24 protein-coding genes are annotated in these 19,154 nt (G+C 46.4%); 8 read left to right on the top strand and 16 right to left on the bottom strand.

Annotated elements, in window-relative coordinates:
- Window positions 1-158 precede the first annotated feature (158 nt).
- Together NYE42_RS06540 and NYE42_RS06535 are read left to right on the top strand one after the other, a co-directional pair.
- Window positions 159-1,508, top strand: a complete 1,350-nt coding sequence (locus NYE42_RS06540; RefSeq protein ID WP_152535309.1) for a trypsin-like peptidase domain-containing protein — start codon at window positions 159-161, stop codon at window positions 1,506-1,508.
- Between the two features lie 99 nt (window positions 1,509-1,607).
- Window positions 1,608-1,784 (top strand): hypothetical protein, encoded by a 177-nt coding sequence (locus tag NYE42_RS06535; RefSeq protein WP_164463354.1) that lies wholly within the window; start codon window positions 1,608-1,610, stop codon window positions 1,782-1,784.
- A gap of 88 nt (window positions 1,785-1,872) precedes the next feature.
- Here the strand turns inward: NYE42_RS06535 and NYE42_RS06530 are convergent, their stop codons facing one another.
- The 3 genes from NYE42_RS06530 to NYE42_RS06520 all read right to left on the bottom strand — a co-directional run bounded on the left by NYE42_RS06530 (window position 1,873) and on the right by NYE42_RS06520 (window position 6,136).
- A complete protein-coding gene (locus tag NYE42_RS06530) occupies window positions 1,873-2,844 on the bottom strand; it encodes a glycosyltransferase family 2 protein (RefSeq protein WP_352426836.1) in 972 nt (323 codons plus the stop codon).
- 11 nt (window positions 2,845-2,855) lie between these two features.
- Window positions 2,856-5,003 (bottom strand): glycosyltransferase family 39 protein, encoded by a 2,148-nt coding sequence (locus NYE42_RS06525; RefSeq protein ID WP_352426835.1) that lies wholly within the window; start codon window positions 5,001-5,003, stop codon window positions 2,856-2,858.
- Between the two features lie 182 nt (window positions 5,004-5,185).
- Window positions 5,186-6,136, bottom strand: a complete 951-nt coding sequence (locus NYE42_RS06520; RefSeq protein WP_031378808.1) for a ring-cleaving dioxygenase — start codon at window positions 6,134-6,136, stop codon at window positions 5,186-5,188.
- Between the two features lie 322 nt (window positions 6,137-6,458).
- Here NYE42_RS06520 and NYE42_RS06515 point away from each other — a divergent pair, with 322 nt between their 5' ends.
- From NYE42_RS06515 to NYE42_RS06490, 6 genes are all read left to right on the top strand, one after another.
- Window positions 6,459-7,775, top strand: a complete 1,317-nt coding sequence (locus NYE42_RS06515) for an amino acid permease (protein ID WP_094032373.1) — start codon at window positions 6,459-6,461, stop codon at window positions 7,773-7,775.
- Window positions 7,776-8,060: 285 nt separating this feature from the next.
- On the top strand, window positions 8,061-8,678 hold the full coding sequence (locus tag NYE42_RS06510; protein WP_003154804.1) for a DUF47 domain-containing protein: 618 nt from the start codon (window positions 8,061-8,063) through the stop codon (window positions 8,676-8,678).
- A 12-nt stretch (window positions 8,679-8,690) separates the two neighbouring features.
- Window positions 8,691-9,689 (top strand): inorganic phosphate transporter, encoded by a 999-nt coding sequence (locus NYE42_RS06505; RefSeq protein WP_020955696.1) that lies wholly within the window; start codon window positions 8,691-8,693, stop codon window positions 9,687-9,689.
- Window positions 9,690-9,793: 104 nt separating this feature from the next.
- Window positions 9,794-10,540, top strand: a complete 747-nt coding sequence (locus NYE42_RS06500; RefSeq protein WP_094032372.1) for a type II toxin-antitoxin system SpoIISA family toxin — start codon at window positions 9,794-9,796, stop codon at window positions 10,538-10,540.
- Complete coding sequence (locus NYE42_RS06495) at window positions 10,541-10,711, top strand: type II toxin-antitoxin system SpoIISB family antitoxin (RefSeq protein ID WP_003154807.1); 171 nt, start codon at window positions 10,541-10,543, stop codon at window positions 10,709-10,711.
- Window positions 10,712-10,807: 96 nt separating this feature from the next.
- Window positions 10,808-10,933, top strand: a complete 126-nt coding sequence (locus tag NYE42_RS06490) for a hypothetical protein (RefSeq protein ID WP_023356844.1) — start codon at window positions 10,808-10,810, stop codon at window positions 10,931-10,933.
- Window positions 10,934-10,966: 33 nt separating this feature from the next.
- Here NYE42_RS06490 and NYE42_RS06485 read toward each other — a convergent pair whose 3' ends face one another.
- The 13 genes from NYE42_RS06485 to NYE42_RS06425 form a co-directional block, all read right to left on the bottom strand.
- A complete protein-coding gene (locus NYE42_RS06485) occupies window positions 10,967-11,845 on the bottom strand; it encodes an N-acetylmuramoyl-L-alanine amidase (RefSeq protein ID WP_007407257.1) in 879 nt (292 codons plus the stop codon).
- Window positions 11,846-11,858: 13 nt separating this feature from the next.
- Window positions 11,859-12,122, bottom strand: a complete 264-nt coding sequence (locus NYE42_RS06480) for a phage holin (protein ID WP_241458138.1) — start codon at window positions 12,120-12,122, stop codon at window positions 11,859-11,861.
- A 13-nt stretch (window positions 12,123-12,135) separates the two neighbouring features.
- A complete protein-coding gene (locus tag NYE42_RS06475; RefSeq protein ID WP_003154815.1) occupies window positions 12,136-12,399 on the bottom strand; it encodes a hemolysin XhlA family protein in 264 nt (87 codons plus the stop codon).
- A gap of 51 nt (window positions 12,400-12,450) precedes the next feature.
- Entirely contained in the window at window positions 12,451-13,212 is a 762-nt protein-coding gene (locus tag NYE42_RS06470) for a phage portal protein (protein ID WP_241458136.1), read from the bottom strand.
- A 56-nt stretch (window positions 13,213-13,268) separates the two neighbouring features.
- The gene (locus NYE42_RS06465; RefSeq protein ID WP_012117366.1) at window positions 13,269-13,466 is read right to left on the bottom strand and encodes an XkdX family protein; all 198 of its coding nucleotides are present in this window, start codon (window positions 13,464-13,466) and stop codon (window positions 13,269-13,271) included.
- A 4-nt stretch (window positions 13,467-13,470) separates the two neighbouring features.
- Complete coding sequence (locus NYE42_RS06460; RefSeq protein ID WP_053573490.1) at window positions 13,471-13,896, bottom strand: hypothetical protein; 426 nt, start codon at window positions 13,894-13,896, stop codon at window positions 13,471-13,473.
- A 12-nt stretch (window positions 13,897-13,908) separates the two neighbouring features.
- Window positions 13,909-15,498: a hypothetical protein gene (locus NYE42_RS06455; RefSeq protein WP_352426834.1), complete on the bottom strand. Its 1,590-nt coding sequence runs from the start codon at window positions 15,496-15,498 to the stop codon at window positions 13,909-13,911.
- Window positions 15,499-15,500: 2 nt separating this feature from the next.
- Entirely contained in the window at window positions 15,501-15,773 is a 273-nt protein-coding gene (locus NYE42_RS06450; RefSeq protein ID WP_342497302.1) for a hypothetical protein, read from the bottom strand.
- Window positions 15,770-16,348 carry a YmfQ family protein gene (locus NYE42_RS06445; protein WP_015239689.1) on the bottom strand — a complete coding sequence of 193 codons (579 nt, stop codon included), beginning with the start codon at window positions 16,346-16,348 and terminating at the stop codon, window positions 15,770-15,772. Before NYE42_RS06445 ends, NYE42_RS06450 begins: the two co-directional genes overlap by 4 nt.
- Entirely contained in the window at window positions 16,332-17,378 is a 1,047-nt protein-coding gene (locus NYE42_RS06440) for a baseplate J/gp47 family protein (RefSeq protein WP_225045766.1), read from the bottom strand. The genes NYE42_RS06445 and NYE42_RS06440 overlap by 17 nt, the downstream gene beginning before the upstream one ends.
- Window positions 17,371-17,796, bottom strand: coding sequence for a DUF2634 domain-containing protein (locus tag NYE42_RS06435; protein ID WP_015417292.1), 426 nt, complete (start codon window positions 17,794-17,796; stop codon window positions 17,371-17,373). The genes NYE42_RS06440 and NYE42_RS06435 overlap by 8 nt, the downstream gene beginning before the upstream one ends.
- Window positions 17,797-17,899: 103 nt before the next feature.
- On the bottom strand, window positions 17,900-18,166 hold the full coding sequence (locus NYE42_RS06430; protein ID WP_007610818.1) for a DUF2577 family protein: 267 nt from the start codon (window positions 18,164-18,166) through the stop codon (window positions 17,900-17,902).
- A complete protein-coding gene (locus tag NYE42_RS06425) occupies window positions 18,166-19,143 on the bottom strand; it encodes a phage portal protein (RefSeq protein WP_241458134.1) in 978 nt (325 codons plus the stop codon). The genes NYE42_RS06430 and NYE42_RS06425 overlap by 1 nt, the downstream gene beginning before the upstream one ends.
- Between the last annotated feature and the right edge of the window lie 11 nt (window positions 19,144-19,154).

The raw sequence follows: 19,154 nt of genomic DNA, 5'->3' as shown, positions 1-19,154 counted from the left end.
CGATGGAAATTGTCAATATAAAGCGCCGCCGTCCGATTTCGTCTTTTTCACAATTTCCCACAATCTTTTCATTATTATCCCACACTTTTTGTTTAAGATGGAGTCAGTAATAATAGGCAAATCATGCTATGATGAAATAGAGAAACGGAGTGAACATGATGGATAACTATCGTGATGAAAATCGGACAGACCAAAAAGAACAGGAAGTCCTTTTAGTAAAAGAAAACCCGCAGACGGCCAGATATTCCGCGCCGGACGAGGACAAGAAAAAACGAAGCTTCGGCTGGTTCAGACCGCTTCTCGGCGGAGTGATCGGCGGAGGGCTCGCCCTCGGCATCTATACATTTACGCCGCTTGGAGACCATCAGACTCAAGATACTTCCAATCCGGCTCCCGCTCAGGAAACGTCATCGGTAACCGCCAAGCAGACATCTTCTGAATCAGACAGCGGCAAATCGGCAAACAGCTCATCGGCAAATTCAAGCAGCATTTCGAATATGGTGGAAGACATTTCACCGGCGATCGTCGGGATCACCAATCTGCAGAAGCAGCAAAGCAGTTCCGATTTATTCGGATTCGGATCAAGCTCAGATTCAAACTCAAATTCATCGGGTGATGATGCGGAAACCGGATCGGGTTCAGGCGTTATTTTTAAGAAAGCAAACGGCAAAGCGTATATCATTACGAATAACCACGTGGTCGAAGGCGCCTCTTCCCTTAAAGTGTCATTATATGACGGCACCGATGTAACAGCTAAACTCGTCGGCAGCGACTCTCTGACAGACTTGGCCGTTTTAGAAATCAGTGATAAACACGTGACAAAAACGGCAAGCTTCGGCAGCTCATCCGCTCTGAGAACGGGTGAATCCGTCATCGCCATCGGTGATCCGCTCGGAAAAGACCTTTCCCGCACCGTCACACAAGGCATCGTGAGCGGCTTAAACAGAACCGTCTCGATCTCTACGTCAGCCGGCGAGTCGAGCATCAACGTCATCCAAACCGATGCCGCCATCAATCCCGGAAACAGCGGCGGACCGCTCTTAAATACAGACGGCAAAATCATCGGCATCAACAGCATGAAAATCAGCGAAAGTGATGTAGAAGGCATCGGCTTTGCCATCCCGAGCAACGATGTAAAACCGATCGCCGAAGAGCTTCTCACGAAAGGACAGGTGGAGCGCCCTTATATCGGCGTGAGCATGATCGACTTGGAACAAGTGCCGCAAAACTATCAGGAAGGCACACTCGGGCTTTTCGGCAAACAGCTGAATAAAGGCGTTTATATTCGAGAAGTGGCGCAGGGCTCACCTGCTGCCAAAGCCGGATTAAAAGCAGAAGACATCATTATCAGCTTAAAAGGGAAAGAAACCGGCACGGGCAGCGAACTCCGCAATATTCTCTACAAGAATACGAAAGTCGGCAGCACCGTTGACGTGAAGATTATCAGAAACGGCAAGGAAATGACGAAAAAAATGAAACTGACTCAAAAAGAAGAAACATCTTCTTAACAAAAATCCAAGGCAGCCGCCTTGGATTTTTTATATACAGCTGAAACTTCAGGCCTGGATCAGCCGTATGACTTAGTGTACAAAGGAGGATACATACACATGAAACAAACAGGACTTTTGCTGGTCGTTACAGGCCTGATCTTGCTGCAGCTGAGCATTCAGTTTCCTCAGCAAAACGCTGCTTGGGGAATGACGCTGGGTGCAAGCATTTTACTGAACCTTTCGGGAACCGGACTGATCATGCGCTCTCTGCACACGCAGACCGGCCGCAGATGAATGAAAAAAGCCGCGGGACATTCTGTCATCCCGCGGCTTTTATTTCACATAAAAGCACCCTGTCCGCTGGCCGGACAGGGTGTTTCGGTTAAGACATATGCTGGTCCCGATAAATCTTTTCGTTTTTCATGCCGTACGCTTTTTGCACGATATAGAGCGGACGGTCTTTTGCTTCGTCATAAATCCTTCCGATATATTCGCCGATCATTCCGAGCATTAATAGAACGATGCCGCTGAATAACAGCTGTATCACAATCAGAGAGGACCAGCCCGTAATGGTGCTGTTCGTAAACAGCTTCATGTATAAAACGATAAACATATAGAGAAAACCCGCTCCGGACAAGATCATTCCCGCATAGCTTGCCGCCTTGAGCGGTTTATGAGAGAACGTTGTGATCCCGTCCATGGAAAGCTTCAGCATTTTTTTAAGCGGGTATTTCGTTTCCCCCGCAAGCCGCTCATCACGTTCATATTCTACAGCAGTCTGCTTAAAGCCGACCCAGCTGACGAGTCCTCTGACAAAAGGATTTTTTTCTTTTAATCTTTTCATCTCATCACAGACTTTTCTGTCCAGCAGGCGGAAATCTCCGGTGTCGAGCGGAATATCAATATCAGTCACGCTCCGCAGCAGCCGGTAAAACATAGAGGCCGTCTGTTTCTTGAAAAAGGTTTCTCCCTTTCGTTTCGTTCTGACGGCGTACACCACATCGTAGCCTTCTTTCCACTGCTCAATCATATCAAGGATTAATTCAGGAGGGTCCTGCAAATCGGCGTCAATGACGGCGATTGCATTCCCCTCTGCATAATCCATACCCGCTGTGATCGCGATCTGATGTCCGAAGTTTCTGGAAAAGTCAATAATTTTCAATCTCGGATCAATCAGACTTTGCTCTCTTAAAATCTCAATACTGCGGTCTTTGCTTCCATCATTGACAAAGATCAATTCATAATGCTCTTTTGTTTGATCCATGACTTCTTTCAGGCGCTGATAGGTTGTCTGAATGACGAGTTCCTCGTTATAAACCGGGACGACTATTGAATATTGAATATGTCTGCTCATGTTTTTTCCTCCTATTCATCAGATTGAAGTTCGTATAGTGAAGCTGACTGATTCATTCCGCCCGGCCCGCCGCTCATTCGGCTGTTTTTACCCGCGGCTTTGCTGCTTTTTGTATCAGCCGGATCACTATTTTTCGTTTTCTGGTCTGTGCTTGATTGCCATTTATCTGAAGATACTTTCTTTCCGTTTTTCTCAACCCACTGCACAATATCGTTATTTCCGCCTTTGCCCATTCCGGATGTTAAGAAGTATTTTACTTTCCCTTCTTTTACGAGCTTTTTAAATTGAGTCAGCGTAATGGCCGGGTCAGACCCGCTGAATCCGCCGATCGCCATGACCGCTTTTTTCGTTTTAATAATGTAAGGCGCCGCTGTATTGGAATCGGTTGTAGCAAATAGATAGTCCGCTCCGGCGTTGTGTTTCTCTAAATAGTTGATCAGTTTTGTATTGACAGATGCGTTATCCATTCCCATGCCTTTTCCGCTTGTTGAAGCGAGCTGAGGGCCTGTTTCAGGCAATGAGCTGTTGCCTCCGTACAGAAGCGGTGTGCTCGCCCAATAAATCGGCATGACCATCAAGACGAGAAGGGCTGCAAGTGAAACATAATAACTTAGCGGTTTTTGGCGCTGTTTGAATACGAACAGGGCGATTGCTGCCACTGCGCCGAGAACGCCTGCTCCGATGCTCCAGCCTGCGCCGATTTGATCATTGTAGTTTCTGAGGATAAACAGCTCAAATCCGGTTGTCACAAGAATAGCGGCCGGCAATAGCCAAGTTTTCCATCCCGCCTGCTTGCGGTACAGATGAACGAGGGCGACCCATCCCGCACCGACAAGTACCGCGATCGGAGGCGCCAGCATAATGAGATAATAATGGTGGAAAAATTCCGCCACACTGAAGAATCCGGCAATCGGCACAAGCCACGCTGCCCAAAAGATCGTTTCCTTCTGTTCTGCTGATAATCGTCTTCTTTCTCTCGCCCCGGCGATCAATAAACCGGCCATTCCAAAAATCGCAAACGGCAGGAGCCAGCTGATCTGATCAGATAATTCCGTTTGGAAAAGGCGCAGCGGACCAGGAGTTCCCGTTCCGAACATTCCTGAACCTGATTGCATTTTCGAGCCGGTGCCTGCACCGCTTTTTCCTCCGCCACCGGGACCATCTCCGCCGCTTGGAGGACCTCCTTGACCGCCGCTTGGCATTTTCCCGTTAGATGGAGGTGCCGTCATACTGCCGTTTTGTGGTTTGTTTCCGCTTGCTGAACTGCTGCTTGAAGACTGGCCAGGCGGTTTTTGCATTTGTGAAGAACCGCCGGAAGAAGACCTCTCTTTCGATGCGTTTCCGTCCGGTCCGCCCTGGCCGCCGCCGGAACTTTGCCCTGTCAGCCGCTGAATCCCGTTATATCCGAAAGCCAATTCCAATACGGAGTTTGTCTGGCTGCTTCCGACATATGGCCTTTTGCCGGCAGGAATATTATCAACAATGAGCGGCCATGACAATGAAACGGCTGCTAAAACGGCTAACGCGCTTACCAATGAAATGATTTTTTTCTTAATCGTGGTGTTTGCCGCAATCATATAGAACAGCAAGAAGGCCGGCAAAATCATATAAGCCTGAAGCATTTTTGTGTTAAAGCCTGCTCCGACGACAAAAAATGCCGCCAAAAGCCAGATCAGTCTGCCTTTTCTGATCGCTTTAAAGAGAAGCCATGTGGCGAACAAGAGGAAAAAGACCAGTAAAGCATCGACATTGTTCGTCCGCGCGACCGCTACTGCGATCGGTGTACACGCCATGACAAATGAGGCGATGCGCGCCGCCGTTTTTCCGAACGTCGGCTTTATTAATAAGTACATGAATAGAACTGAACCTACACCCGCCAATGCCTGAGGCAGGATGACGCTCCACCCGTGCATACCGAATATCAGCGCGCTGATCGTTTGTATCTGGTATGTAACAGGCGGTTTATCTACCGTGATAAACCCGGCTGCGTCAAATGAAGCGTAAAAGAAATTATGAAAGCTTTGAAGCATACTCGTTACCGCTGCGGTGTAATAAGGATTCACCGTATCATCATTCCAGATGTTGTACATATTCAAGAATGCGGAAGCGAGTAAAATGAGAATGAAGACTGCGTCTATCTCGCGTTTTTTCATTTTCACCTGTGTTTTCACTCCTTTTGTTTAACTTTGAACAAGTGTAACAACCAAATGTGAAAAATTTATTAATAAACAAAGACAATTATTTTGCCGTTTACAAATAGGTAAAAAGAATGACAAAACGGGTAAAAAAGCAAAAAAAGATGCCCCCGTCAAGCCGGGAGGCATCTGTCATGATTTCTGATTTACTGTATCGGTTTCAGCCGTGCTTCTATTTCAGAACGACGGTGTTCGAGATAAGGCGGGAGCGCAACCGTTTTGCCTAGCTCTTCAGGTTTTTCATCAACCATAAATCCCGGACCGTCCGTTGACAATTCAAACAGAATTCCGTTCGGCTCCCGGAAGTACAGCGCTTTGAAATAATAACGCTCTACAATGCCTGAGTTGCTGAAACCTTCTTTCGTAATGATGCGGTGCCATAAAGCAAGCTCCTCTTCATTCTGGACGCGGAAGGCCACATGGTGCACGCTGCCTTTTCCCGGACGCTCGCGCGGAAGATCGTTTCTTTCAATGAGATGGACTTCTGTACGCGCGCCTCCGTTTCCGGATTCGAGCACCGTAACCGTGCCCCGGTCTTCATGCGTTTCTTTCCCGATTTCAGTGAAGCCCAGCACATCGGTTAACACACGCAGCGTCGGTTCGGCATACGGGACGGTCAATTCAACGGGACCAAGACCGCGGAAAGAATATTCTTCCGGTATGCCGCTTTGCTTCACCGCTTCACCGATGTCTTTTCCTTTTTCGTCAGCTGTCAGCACAAGCCGCTGTCCTTCATGATCCCAAAAAGCGAGTGTCTCTCTGCCCGCTATTGTCATGATGCCGCCATGAGCGACCTGATGCTCTTCGAATCGTTTTTTCCAATATTGCAGCGCTTGTGCATCCGGGACACGCAGGCCGATTGAAGAAATACTGTTTGTTCCCGCATGAAACGGCGCAATCCGCGGAATTTCGAAAAACGTCAATTCCGATCCCGGATTGGCTGCTTCATCACCGTAAAATAAGTGATACATCGTCGGTTCATCCTGGTTTACGGACTTTTTCACAAGCTTCAGTCCCAGGATGTTCCGATAAAAATCTAAATTTTTCTGCGCATCAGCCGTCAATGCTGATACATGGTGTATTCCATTAACTTTCATTATGTTATCCTCCAGTCAATTATCTCGATTTCGAGATATTTTATATATACAATTTATGTTATCCGGATCGCAAAGTCAACCCATCTGCTTCACAGACGGTCTGCAGACTGCCGCTCCCCAAATAACGAACCTTCTATATTAAAAAACCATTAATGTTCGTTTTTGAAACGGTATTTTTTCCTTCTCAAAAGCAGAAACCTTTATCTTTTAGGGAAAACAACAAAATCAGAAAATTTATTTTATTCGTGTTTCAGCAATTAGGGTTTACAATATGGAAAATAGTTTTTTCAGCATGACGATTTTACATCTGGAGGGATAGGATATGCAGATTGAAGAGAACGGACTTAAAAAAGAGATCGGCCTTACCATCGCCCTCTCACTTGTTATCGGCACCATCATCGGTTCCGGCGTATTTATGAAACCAGGCGCCGTGCTTGCCTACTCCGGTGATGCGAAATCCGCGCTTATCGCGTGGCTGTTAGGAGGCATTTTGACGCTTGCCGGCGGCTTGACCGTTGCGGAAATCGGCACTCAAATTCCGAAAACGGGCGGACTTTATACATATCTCGAAGAAGTGTACGGCGAATTTTGGGGCTTTTTGTGCGGATGGGTTCAAATTATCATTTACGGCCCCGCCATTATCGGAGCAATCGGCTTGTATTTCGGCTCTTTGATGGCGCACTTGTTCAATTGGGATTCCGGCTGGTCTAAATTGATCGGGATTTCAGCCGTTTTGTTTTTAAGCATCATTAACATTATCGGAACGAAATATGGCGGCATCGTCCAGGGAATTACGACTGTCGGCAAATTGATTCCGATTATCTGCATGATCGTGTTCGGCCTTTGGAAAGGCGATCAGCATATTTTCACAGCCGTCACAAGCAGCATGTCGGACATGAATTTCGGCGCTGCCATACTGGCCACCTTGTTTGCTTATGACGGATGGATTCTGCTTGCGGCACTCGGCGGCGAAATGAAAAATCCGGAAAAGCTGCTCCCGAGAGCGATGACGGGCGGACTGCTGGTCGTCACCGCCATTTATCTTTTCATTAACTTTGCGCTGCTGCACATTCTTCCTGCGACCGACATCGTCAAACTCGGTGAAAATGCGACCGGCACCGCTGCCGGAATGCTGTTTGGCGACATCGGAGGAAAATTGATCAGCGTCGGAATCATCGTCAGCATCTTCGGCTGTTTAAACGGAAAGATTCTCGCTTTTCCGCGTGTCTCGTTTGCGATGGCGGAACGGAAACAGCTGCCGTTTGCCGGGCAGATTTCGCGGGTGCATCCGACGTTCCGCACCCCGTGGATTGCCGTGTCATTTCAGATCGCGCTGGCCATTATTTTTATGATCGCCAGCAATCCCGATAAGCTGTCTGAAATCTCTATTTTCATGATTTATATTTTTTACGTCATGGCCTTTTTCGCCGTGTTTATCCTCAGAAAAAAAAGCGGCGGAAAACCGCGCGCCTACAGCGTGCCTTTGTATCCGATCATTCCTGTTTTGGCCATCGCGGGTTCACTGTTTGTGCTGATCAGCACGATCATTACAGATACACTGAGCTGCGTGCTGTCCCTCTTGATCGGCCTCGCCGGGCTGCCGCTTTATTTTTGGCTGAAAAACGGCAGAAAAAACTGACAAAAACGGTTCCTTTTACGGGAGCCGTTTTTTTTCTGGCAAAATCACGTGCAAAAGTTGACAGCAAATTCACATCTTTTGTTATACTTTTTAAGCAAGATGTCTGAATTCGAAGTATGTTACGTTTTTTTGGCGAAGTGGGTAACATAAGAAAAACAGGATGAGACACGTTTTTACGAAAAAATCAAGAGGCGTTTTTTTCGACTTTATCTGTTTTTTTTCGACAAAAGGCTATATAATAATTTGATGTGTGCATTGTCTCATTCAAACAATGGAGGGTTTTTAATGATAAAAAGAAAAAAAGATAAGTTCTCACTCCTTTTAACAGAAATCGCAAAAAACATAGACGAAACCGCAGAATATTTTGTCAACTTTAAAGTGACGAACCAGACGACTTTAAAGGAATTTGCCGATACGTTAAAAGAGTTTGAAACAAAAGGAGATAATCATGTTCATGTCATGATTAAAGAGCTGAACAAAGCTTTTATCACTCCCATTGAACGTGAAGACATCCTTGAGCTGACAAACAGCCTCGATGACGTGCTTGACGGAATCGAACATTTTTCAGCAATGATGGAGATTTTCTCGATCACTTCTTCCGATGAGCATATCGATAAGTTCAGCGGATACATCAGAGAGTGCGCGAAGGAAATTTTAATCACGATTGAGCTGCTTGCAGAAAACCGATTGAAGGACATTCACCCTCACGCCATTAAAATTAAGGAATACGAGCACAGCTGTGATAACCTGCACCGTAAATCATTAAAAAATCTGTTCGGCACAGAAACCGATCCGATTAAAGTGATTCAGTACCGCGAGATTTACGAAACGCTTGAGGAAATTGCCGACTCTTGTCAAAGCGTTGCCAATAACCTTGAAACCATTATTATGAAAAACGCGTAACGAGGGGTTATAATGGATACTCTATTACTTTTAACGATATTAATTGTCATATGCGCTTTGGTATTTGACTTCATTAACGGATTTCACGATACCGCAAACGCAATCGCCACCTCAGTTTCGACAAAAGCGCTGAAGCCGCGGCACGCAATCGTCATGGCCGCCATCATGAATTTTCTCGGAGCAATGACATTTACCGGTGTGGCGAAAACCATTACAAAGGACATTGTGAATCCTTATACATTAGACAATGGGTCAGTTGTCATTCTTGCGGCTCTACTCGCCGCAATCGCCTGGAACTTGATCACATGGTATTTCGGCATTCCGAGCAGCTCTTCACATGCGATTATCGGAGCGATCGCCGGAGCGGCCATTGCAGCGTCAGGTTTTGCAACGCTTAATTATAAAGGGTTCATTAAGATTCTCGAAGCACTTATTTTATCACCGATCATCGCCTTTGTTCTCGGCTTTATCGTATATTCGATCGTGAAGCTGATTTTTAAAGACAGCAATTTGGCGAAAACAAATAAACGTTTCCGCAGAGTGCAGATTTTGACGGCTGCCATTCAGTCCTATACACACGGAACGAACGACGCGCAAAAAGCGATGGGTATCATTACGATGGCGCTTATGACGGCCAATTTACATAAAAGTGATGCCATTCCTTTTTGGGTGCAGCTCTCTTGTGCCCTGGCAATGGGTCTCGGCACATCCATCGGCGGCTGGAAAATCATTAAAACCGTCGGCGGAAAAATTATGAAAATCCGTCCGGTAAACGGCGTATCTGCCGACTTAACCGGCGCAGCCATTATTTTCGGGGCCACGTTTATTCATCTCCCTGTCAGCACGACGCACGTCATTTCGTCTTCCATTCTCGGTGTGGGCGCTTCCCACCGCGTAAAAGGCGTAAACTGGGGAACGGCTAAACGGATGCTCATTACATGGGTCATCACCCTGCCGATTGCAGGTACACTCGGCGCCATCGCCTTTTTCATCTTAGATCTGTTTTTCTGATGACATCCGCTTCTTTACAGAAGCGGTTTTTTTTGTGACAGGAAAATGATGTCATGACATAGAATGAACATAGCAGACCATTTTTCGAATTGTGAGGGATGCTCATGCTTTTGTTTTTTCAGATCATGGTGTGGACGATGGCGGCCGCACTCATTTTATATGTGTATGCATCCTGGCGGTATGAGGCAAAGGTAAAAGAAAAAATGTTTGCCATCCGTAAAACGTGGTATTTACTATTTGTACTGGGCTCCATGGTCTATTGGACATATGATCCCGAATCGCTCTTTGCCGCATGGAGACAATATTTGATTGTTGCCGTCTGCTTCGCCCTTATTGATGCTTTTATCTTTTTGAGCGCGTATATCAAAAAGCTCGCCGGCAATGAATTAGAGACGGATACGCGGGAAATTTTAGAAGAAAATAACGAAATGCTTCACTCCTATCTTGAAAAACTGAAAACCTATCAATATCTGTTGAAAAATGAACCGATCCATGTATATTATGGAAGTACAGAAGCTTATGCGGAAGGCATCAGCAGACTGCTGGCCGCTTATGCCGAAAAAATGAATGTCACAGCTTCCTTGTGCGACTATTCCGCACAAGCGGATAAGGACCGCTTGACGGAGCATATGCCTGATGCGGCGGACGTTCAGTCCCGTCTTAACCGTAAAGACGTCTACTATGATCAAAAAGGCAGGCTTGTGCTTATTCCGTTTACAGTCCAGAACCGCCATTACGTGATCAAACTCACGTCGGAAAACCTGTTGACGGAATTCGATTATTTGCTTTTCACATCGCTAACGAGCATTTATGATTTAATGCTGCCAATAGAAGAGGAAGGTGACGGTTAAATGGAGCAGGCATTTCAAAACGGGCAGCCGGAACAAAGAGCGAAACCGTTCAAAATGTTTAAAAAACGTTCAATGACAAGTATCGCAAGTTACCAGGTCAGCCCTCATACCGCCAGAATTTTCAAAGAAAACGAGCGGCTGATTGACAAGTATAAACAAAAAAAAGCTTGATTACACTAAGGACAGGAGACACGGCTCTTGTCCTTATTCCTTTTTTCCTTATCTTTCATATAATAAAACCAACAAAGAGATGCGACAGGTGATGATGTGAAGAAAATTGTCAGGCGCGTAAAGTTTGTGGATTACGGACGCTTCGGGCTTTCCGCTTATTCGCTGAGGATGCGGGCGAGGAATCTCAGGCTATTGAACCGGTTAAAAAAGAAAAAAGGCTGAATCCCGCAATGTGAACGGGACTCAGCTTTTTTGTTAAAGCTGCATCAGAATTTTCGCTTTTACAGCGGGACCGTAGACGCCGTCAGACGTCAGTCCGTTTACAGATTGGAAGCGGGCCACGGCATCTGCGGTTTTCGGACCGTAGATACCGTCAATTCCGTTATTGACAGCTCCTTTTTCAGGATAGAAATAAAGCGCGGCGAGCGCGTTTTGCACCTGGTATACCTTTTCGCCGGACGTGTACGGCTCTGTCAGCTGAATCACCTCGTCCGGAAGAGAATACAGTGCTTCAACCGGCGGGCTGACGATCAGTACTTGTCCGACTTTAATCAGGTTCGGGTCAGCGATGTTATTCCATTTCTGCAGATCGGCCACGCTGACGCCGAATTTCCGCGCGATCGCTGACAGCGTATCTCCTTTTTGGACGGTATACGTCTGTCTTTCCCCAGAACCGATTCCCGCTTTAAACTCATCCCATGTATCCAACAGTCTTCTCGGACAAAGCTTTCCTGACCAATGCTTGTGCGCAACGACGTTTGCAAGCGGAATGCCGTGCGAGGTCATTAATGTGCGGATGAGCCATTGGGCGTTTGCCACGGCCTGTGAAAAGTTGCCGTCTGCGTTTTCACAAATTTCAATACCGATGGATTTACGGTTGCCGTCCCCGTTTCCGTCACCGGCATGCCAGCCGTTTTCGTTCAGCGGAAGATGCTGATAAATTTCCGTATCATCGACTGTGAAATGCCAGCTTGTCGGTGTATCGGGATTTTTCACATAGCTTGCGTGACTTTTGGCGTTAGCTCCGACTGCGGTATTGGCGGTATTGTGCACCGTAATGTAAATCGGTGTCATTGCATAGCCTGGGCGGTTATTGTTTCCTGCCGGGATAAAATCCTGTGTGATTTTTACCATATTCTCATCTCTCCTATTTCGATAAATTGTTTATTTTTAATAAAGCCTGCTGTTTTTTCCCTTTTGCTGTAACGTAATTGTTTTTAAACCAGGCGGCGGCAGTCGTTATGATTGTAAAAACGGCCGACCCGGCGGCATACAGCGTATCTGCAAGCTGGCTGACCTGGTCCTCCTGAATAATCAGCGGCGATTTGCCGAACATCAGCAAAGTTTGATTCAATAAAGCAAGCAAAAGAAGCACCGTCCTGACGACCGTGCCTTTGTCCGCGAATTTCATATTGGTTTCCCCCTTACTTTTGCAGCAGATTGTACATGATGGCGATGGCTCCGCCAATGACGCCCGTGCAGATTGCTGTCACGATCGCTCCTGTAATGGTCCGCTTAATCCATGTTGTGTTTTCGTCAATTTTGTTCAGTTTTTCGTTCAGCGTCATGATTTGCTGATCCTGCCGGTCGGATACCCGCTCTAATGCGGCCACCCGCTGTTCAAGCACCTTTTGTTCACCTTTGATGCCTGCGAATTCTTTTTGCACCGCTTGTTCATCCAGAAGCACTTCCGCTCCCCCCTCTTACATTGTTCTCACCTCCCTTCGGAAGCTTCATTCTTACGAAAATGCCGTGCCTTTGACAGAAAGGCTCCCGCCGGAAATACTTTTGATTTCCATGACGATTTCCTTAAAGCCGGCAATTTCAAATGACCACACTTCTTCTGTGCCTGACGTACCGGCGGCTGATGTCCCGTCATCAGACCTGATTCCTCTGATCGGCACGTTTTTTCCCGAGATGGATCTCCCCCAAAACGCGACATGGCCCGACTCAGCCGTGCCGGTGATTTCGACGAGAAGTTTTTTCCAAGCGCCCGCCGAGAAGATGCTTCCCTCGCCCGCCTCTGCTGCATTTTCATGAAAAATCACGTCTGTATATGAAAACGCCATATCACCGCCCGTACCGACAGATTGGTATAAAACAAATTCGGACTGCTTTTGATTTCCGTTTTCAAAACGGAACCGGTAATATCGTTTTGTCAGGAAGACCCACCCCGAAGCGGTCAGCACTCCGCCTTTTACTGCGACAGAATGTGAAGCTGTCCACGAATTGTTATCCTCGCTCTCTTCGATAAAAAGAGTTCCGCTGCGGTCCGAATAAGCCCACCCCTGTGCTCTGTTTATTAAGACGGCTCCTAAACGGTCTTGTCCGAATTGGCTGTAAACTTCAATCGCTTCTAGCGGCGTATTGGTAAGAAGCTCTGCCATTCCGGACAAATCAGCAACAGGTGTGACATAATCGTTTTTGTTACCGCGATAAGCTTTTACGGCGCCGGGCCTGCCAAGTTGATCGGCGGGAAATTCAAATGAATGCTTTTTCATTGGCCGTCCTCCTTTTCTCATTTATTAAAAACGACAAATAAAAAAAGCCGTTTGGCTTATGACACAGCATTTTTATAATTTTCGTATGTTTCACCCGTTATTTCTTGAAATTCCTCAGGCGTGATATACTTCGCGGCCACACCTTCAGCCAGATCTTCGGCAGAGCAGTCATCATAGCCCATAGCCTGTTTTACCATTTCTATTGTGGCCCACTTATAAAACAAAGCGTAAACCCAAAAGTTAAGTCTCTTCATTTTTTCATTCTCCTTTTACGTTTAAGAGTTCCAGTTTTAAAGACGCTATTTGTTCACCTAAAGTTTTATTCAACATCTCTGTTTTCTCCCTTGCTACCACTTCGGCAGACAATTGTACACCTAAAGCATTTTGAGCTTGTTCTGCTTGTTTTCTCGCTAGTTTTTCATCTGCCAGTTGCTGTCCGATTTCTTTCAACTGTTCCACAATGGGATCCGGCTCCCCCACATCCTGATACTTGTTTTTTTGATTTTCCTTATATTCTTGATCAGCAGATTCGTTCCAAATTTTATTTACTTCATCAAACTGCGGCCTCCATAAGCCGTCCGGAGGTTTTATGGTTGTTGAGTTTTGCGGCATTATACTTGATGTACTGTCTAAGATTTCAGGCCTTTGAAAATAAAAATTCTCATCATACAAAAAGACTTGCATATTCATCCCCCATTACAAAGTGAAATTATTATCTATTGAAATCCCTGTAATATTCCCCTCTATTTTGGCATATTTCCCGTTAATTCTCAGTTCTCCCGTTGGTTCGGCATAATATTTTGTTATCCCGGTTGTTCCAAAGAGTGGGGCAGCCATTGATTTCTGTGTTGAAGGATGAGCTTCAGAAGGAAGTACAGCAAAAACGCTGTCGAAATCTGGGGGAACCACTTCACCACGTGTGAATACTTGGTTGCCCCACACTGCATACTGAGGATTTCTTGCGCCAGCCTTATGCCCATTAATTAGTGTTAAATCATACCAGGTCATTTTATTAAATTCTTCTTCAGTAAATAGACGTTTCCACCCCTTAAAAACACCGTCTGTATGAACAGTTGCAATCCATACATTGTTATCGTAACTTCTCCAAGCCAAAATCGACTTTCTACCTGACTCACTCTCAATCACATCATAGTTAAACAAGGAATTATCATTTTCAACCGGATTGTTTTTCAGCTGAGCACCCATTCCATAATAAAACCCCGAGCTCAGTGCCAGTATGTCTGATCCGCTTTCTAAGCGTGTCCGTTTCCCATCATCCTTTGTCAATTTCGCCAACTGGCCGCCGTTCCATTTGTCTCTTTCGATAGGACTTATATGAATTGATGAATCTATCGCATGTGCATCGACCTTTGACTGCGCTCCAGCTATGGATTCAATTGGATACCAATTGATTGCTGTTTGATTAGTGTTATAATAAAACCACCATGCATTACCCTTCACGTCTACAGCATAACCATTACCTATTCCCGGCTGCCCCACTAACTGCATACCTCGGAGACTCGTATTTGACGGGTTGTCTGTTACTGCATTGGTTCCGTAAAAAGTTACAGAACCAACATCTTTTAACGAGTCATAAAACGAGCCGGAAGTTAAATTGATTTTTTGCGTGCCGTTATCAGCGGTGATTTTAAACAGCTGCCCTGCATTCCATGTATCCTTCTCAGCTTTCGTTACATGGCTATCAGTCTGATTTGTGTGGGCATCGACTTTTTTTTGGGCGCCTTCCGAAGTTTCTAACTCAACCCAATCAGTCCAGCCGGAAGCTTTAAGGGTTTTTCTCCATGTGCCTCCTTCATAATCCATTGCCAGAGCCTCACCATAAGACTTGAATCCGATATATAAGCCTCTGGTGGAAAGCGGAGGAGTATGAACTCCCGTGTTATTTGTGTAAAAGAAAAAAGATTGATTAAGCTGGTCTACAATTTGATGAAAATCCAAGCCATCTTGTATACTTATTAAATATTTCCCTGAATCATCCGTCAGCTTTGTTAACTGCCCGTTATTCCACTTCTGGCGCTCTTCCTTCGTCACATGCCGGTCCAGATCTTGATTGTGCTGATCAAAATCTTTCTTTGCTGCCTGCTGGACATTGTCTACGTTTCCGAGGCCGATTTGCGCCTTTGTCGTTTTGTGCGGGTTGTTCATGTCGTTTTTATGGGCCGCCAGATCCGTGTGTGCGTCATTTATGCCTTTTTCCCAGCGGTTGACGTCATCTTCGTTAATCGGATCGTCCGGAAGCCAGTCTGTTTTTTCTTCGTAAGCCATCGTTACACCACCTCAAAGGTAAATCTTAAATCAAGCGTTCTGTTATTGCTGAGATCTAAATTTGTTTTTCGTTCTGTGATGACGTTTCCTGTTTCGTCAAGCATCTGCACGGTTTCAATGTGTTTGACGTCTTCTTCCCTGCGTGTGAGAACGGTGACTGCGGCTTCTTTTACGGAAATGTCCGCAATCGGAGTTTCTTTTCCGTTTAACAGCACTTTTGTGATCCTGTTTTTCAGATCGGCTGCGGCACGCTGTCTGTAAGCGGCTGATATCATGGTAAGACCACCTCGTTATTGTTGAGTGTGACGGAATAACCGACCTTCAGTTCACTGACTTTTCGGTATCTCCGATTGTTGAGAATGACCCGGTCTTTGATTTCCAGTGTTTCGTTTAATGCGGCTCTCAGTGTATACGCCAAATGAGCAGGTTTGATTTTTTCAAGCGTTTCAATCAGCTCGTTCATGTGCTGCAGGTCATCAAGCCCGATATCGGCATAAAAACGATACTGCCCCGGAAACATCCGAACGTAAGCTGACGGATGTTTTAAAAAACGGTTTAGCGCCTGCTCGATCGCTTGATGTGTGATGGGCGGAATATTCGACATCTTTGAAATCAGCCTGAGCCGTCTCATATCCTCCGTGTCACCTGATTCCCGCGGTATTTTTAATATTTTTTCCCAGCGTTCAAGCCCCCACGTCGCCGTCGTGATAAAGAGCTGATCTGTCAAATCGAAAATATCGTTATTCTGCCGCTCAAATTCGGGAGCTTCCGCCTCAAGCAGTTGTGCCATCTCCTTTAATCGGGTTAAAAACGGCGGGAGGTACGCCGTCATCTCATCGAGTCTGCTCAAGGATTGTCACCTCTTTGAGTTTAGGAATTTCCACGTCACTGAGCACGAGGTTTTCCGCCGCACCGTTCATTTTGATATCGGCATAGTCACTGACGGATGCCGAGTTATAAACGATGTTGTTAATTTGTGATAAACGGACGGTGTTTTCTTCGAAGGCCATTTTCTTAAATAAATTCAGGACGCCTTTTTCAATCTCCGCTTTCACGTCATCGATCGAGCTGTTCAGCTCAGGCAGCACGGAAGCGGAGATTTCGATTTCCTTCCATACGGCGCTTTCCACCGTTACTGCCGCTCCGATCGGCGCCTGTCCTTCTCCCTGCCCTTCGTCCGGATCAATATAATCCTTTACTTTCTTGATCAGAATATCTGATGCCGGTTCCAAATTCGCATTTGTGATGACAACCTTCACCGTTCCGGCTCCGTTCCAAAGCGGGAAGATTTTCGCCCTGCCGACGCCGTCAACCTCTTCGGCCCATTGTTTATAGTGCTGTTTATTTGCGCTGACTGCTTCCCGGCGGACACGGGTAAAATAGCGCGCCCTTAAGCTGTTGTCATCTTCTTCCTCACGGCCGGGAATTAATATATCGCGCACGACTGCTTTCTCAAGCCCGGGTATCGTATCAAGCGGCAGCAGGTTCTGCCCTGAAATGCCGGCATTGCCCGCTTCACCGGCTGTTTCACATTCAAGCGTTCCATCCCCCGTATATTGAAAATACAGGTTATCAACGAAGAAACGGGAGCCTGGCGGAATGGTGATGCCCCCTGTGAATTCTCCGGCTCTGACCGCTTTTGTGGCAGGTGTTCGTTCAATTCCCGCTTCAGCAGCCCGCCTGTCCAGAAATTCTCCCTGAGCCGTATCGGAAAACACGAGCTCCAGCACGGTATCAAGCCAAATATAAGACTTTGCGAGCTCAGCGGCCGCAGGCGCGAGCGCATTGTAAATGACGCTGCCTTCTCTCGTATCAATATCTGCCGTAATGCGCGCCAGCATTCTGTCCATAATGTCGTCAAACGTCTGAGCTTCAAACATCCTCACCCAGCACCTCCTCTATCTCAAGCATGCCCTCATCAGTTTCAACGGTAAAAGAGACGGTGAAGGCATCATCTTTTTTCTCAATCTCAAAATTGGTAACGGCCAAAATACGGTCATCATACAGCAAGGCTTCTTCTATCAGTCTTGGAATCTCCATTTTTTTATAAGCATCCGTCGTGTTCTGATCTGAAAGCACTTCCTGAAGTTCGTTTCCGATATCATGGCTGAAAACCGAATATGAATACCGTTCTGTGTGAAGAGCGATATAGACGAATTGTCTGATTGCGTCCAGTCCGTTTATCAGTTCATTGGTAATCCGGTTGTTTTCAAAATCAATTCGGTAGGTTTGTGAAGTTTCAATGGCCTCACTCGCATCCTCCAAATCTTCAAATTCGATTTCCGGTGTCAGGGCCATTGCACCCGCTCCTTTTAGATTTGATCATGTAAAAAAGCCCTCTTCGGATGATGAAGCGGCTTTAATAGGCTGATATTCTCTTACATTTCCGTCCGAACGCCGGTTAAATTTTGTCCAGTACAAAGAAAGACTGCCCTCCTGTTAAAGCGGCGGTCATCACCCGATCTCCCGCCTGGAGCTGATCATCTTCTCCGGATCTCAGCCGCTTCGGCACAATGAGTGCATCAGACGGAATCAAAAGTTTGTCGTGATCTTTCAGTTTCAGCTCAAGCGGCGAAACGGAGGTCACTTCGGCCGGCATCAGCTCCACCGGCGCTTCGGCGTCAACCGCTCCGACGGCTAAATGTTTAATGGCATCACTTAATCTCATCAGGATGTCCCCTCCGGAAGTGAATTTTTCTCCGTGACGTCAATCGTCATGGTATGTTTTGTTCCTTGGAATTCATGGCGGTCCGTATCTACATAATAGGTTTTCTTCAGCCCGATTTCCGGAATTGAGATATAGACAGGCAATCCGCTTTCCAACCCAGGAATACCGATCGCCTGTATATTTTTCAGCTCTTTCTTAACGCCTTTTTTCTCAGCCTGCTTCACTTTTGCGCGCTGTTTCAGCTGGGCTTCGTTAATGTCGTCAGAAACCGTTTCGGTATACTGTAAAACGCCGAATGTTTTCATGCCCGCGCTGTCTGCGGCGGAAGCCTTCACGGTTTTATTGTCTTTTTGCAGCCGCATGACGACACGGGTTGCGGTGTCATCAATTGAGGTGCTGTATTGATACCCTGTGATATTAACTCCTGTTTCCAGCACCCACATGTCAGACGGCTCCGGCCATTCACGCAAGCCGAGCCTGCCTTTTTCTGAATAGAGCTGATAATTGCGCCCCGTCTGGCTTTTTGTCTGCTTTAACGCTTTTAGCATCATATCGTAAAGGCTTGTATCATTTTTAAAAACGAGTGATTTAATGGTATGGCCTGTGTTGGCAATGGATGTGACGGGAATTTGAAAATCGCTGGCGATCCTTTTCAATATTTGATCGGCGCGCTTGTTGGAAAACACGTAAACGTCCTGGTTTTTCACAAGGTATTGAAGCATATCGTATGCGGTGAAGGCGACGGTATGCTCATCGGGCGTTCTTGCAAAAACAACGCCGCGGAACAGCTCTTTTCCGTTCCATTTGAACAAAACCGTATCCCCTTCTGATACGCCGTAATACGTCTGGCTGCCCTGCTTTACGACAATCGTCGCTTCGATGGAGCGGGGCGCCTGATATCTGTGTCCTTCCAGCGTTACGCTTTCTGTGACAAGCTCGAGCCACTCCGTTTCTTTTATGACAAATAGTTCAATCATCTTTTCACCCG

Source organism: Bacillus sp. FSL K6-2865, from assembly GCF_040311405.1.
Classification (GTDB): Bacteria; Bacillota; Bacilli; order Bacillales; family Bacillaceae; genus Bacillus; species Bacillus velezensis.
The sequence above is the reverse complement of the archived record's forward strand: the minus strand, read 5'-3'. Positions and strand labels throughout refer to the sequence as shown.

Excerpts from the sequence above, each read along its gene's own strand:
- NYE42_RS06485 (WP_007407257.1), bottom strand. The coding sequence starts at position 11,845 with ATGGTAAAAATCACACAGGATTTTATCCCGGCAGGAAACAATAACCGC.
- NYE42_RS06435 (WP_015417292.1), bottom strand. The coding sequence starts at position 17,796 with ATGGCCCTGACACCGGAAATCGAATTTGAAGATTTGGAGGATGCGAGT.
- NYE42_RS06430 (WP_007610818.1), bottom strand. The coding sequence starts at position 18,166 with ATGAGATTAAGTGATGCCATTAAACATTTAGCCGTCGGAGCGGTTGAC.
- NYE42_RS06470 (WP_241458136.1), bottom strand. The coding sequence starts at position 13,212 with ATGAAAAAGCATTCATTTGAATTTCCCGCCGATCAACTTGGCAGGCCC.
- NYE42_RS06510 (WP_003154804.1), top strand. The coding sequence starts at position 8,061 with ATGATAAAAAGAAAAAAAGATAAGTTCTCACTCCTTTTAACAGAAATC.
- NYE42_RS06455 (WP_352426834.1), bottom strand. The coding sequence starts at position 15,498 with ATGGCTTACGAAGAAAAAACAGACTGGCTTCCGGACGATCCGATTAAC.
- NYE42_RS06530 (WP_352426836.1), bottom strand. The coding sequence starts at position 2,844 with ATGAGCAGACATATTCAATATTCAATAGTCGTCCCGGTTTATAACGAG.
- NYE42_RS06440 (WP_225045766.1), bottom strand. The coding sequence starts at position 17,378 with ATGTTTGAAGCTCAGACGTTTGACGACATTATGGACAGAATGCTGGCG.
- NYE42_RS06535 (WP_164463354.1), top strand. The coding sequence starts at position 1,608 with ATGAAACAAACAGGACTTTTGCTGGTCGTTACAGGCCTGATCTTGCTG.
- NYE42_RS06515 (WP_094032373.1), top strand. The coding sequence starts at position 6,459 with ATGCAGATTGAAGAGAACGGACTTAAAAAAGAGATCGGCCTTACCATC.
- NYE42_RS06520 (WP_031378808.1), bottom strand. The coding sequence starts at position 6,136 with ATGAAAGTTAATGGAATACACCATGTATCAGCATTGACGGCTGATGCG.
- NYE42_RS06540 (WP_152535309.1), top strand. The coding sequence starts at position 159 with ATGGATAACTATCGTGATGAAAATCGGACAGACCAAAAAGAACAGGAA.
- NYE42_RS06425 (WP_241458134.1), bottom strand. The coding sequence starts at position 19,143 with ATGATTGAACTATTTGTCATAAAAGAAACGGAGTGGCTCGAGCTTGTC.
- NYE42_RS06465 (WP_012117366.1), bottom strand. The coding sequence starts at position 13,466 with ATGAAGAGACTTAACTTTTGGGTTTACGCTTTGTTTTATAAGTGGGCC.
- NYE42_RS06495 (WP_003154807.1), top strand. The coding sequence starts at position 10,541 with ATGGAGCAGGCATTTCAAAACGGGCAGCCGGAACAAAGAGCGAAACCG.
- NYE42_RS06505 (WP_020955696.1), top strand. The coding sequence starts at position 8,691 with ATGGATACTCTATTACTTTTAACGATATTAATTGTCATATGCGCTTTG.
- NYE42_RS06460 (WP_053573490.1), bottom strand. The coding sequence starts at position 13,896 with ATGCAAGTCTTTTTGTATGATGAGAATTTTTATTTTCAAAGGCCTGAA.
- NYE42_RS06480 (WP_241458138.1), bottom strand. The coding sequence starts at position 12,122 with ATGAAATTCGCGGACAAAGGCACGGTCGTCAGGACGGTGCTTCTTTTG.
- NYE42_RS06500 (WP_094032372.1), top strand. The coding sequence starts at position 9,794 with ATGCTTTTGTTTTTTCAGATCATGGTGTGGACGATGGCGGCCGCACTC.
- NYE42_RS06450 (WP_342497302.1), bottom strand. The coding sequence starts at position 15,773 with ATGATATCAGCCGCTTACAGACAGCGTGCCGCAGCCGATCTGAAAAAC.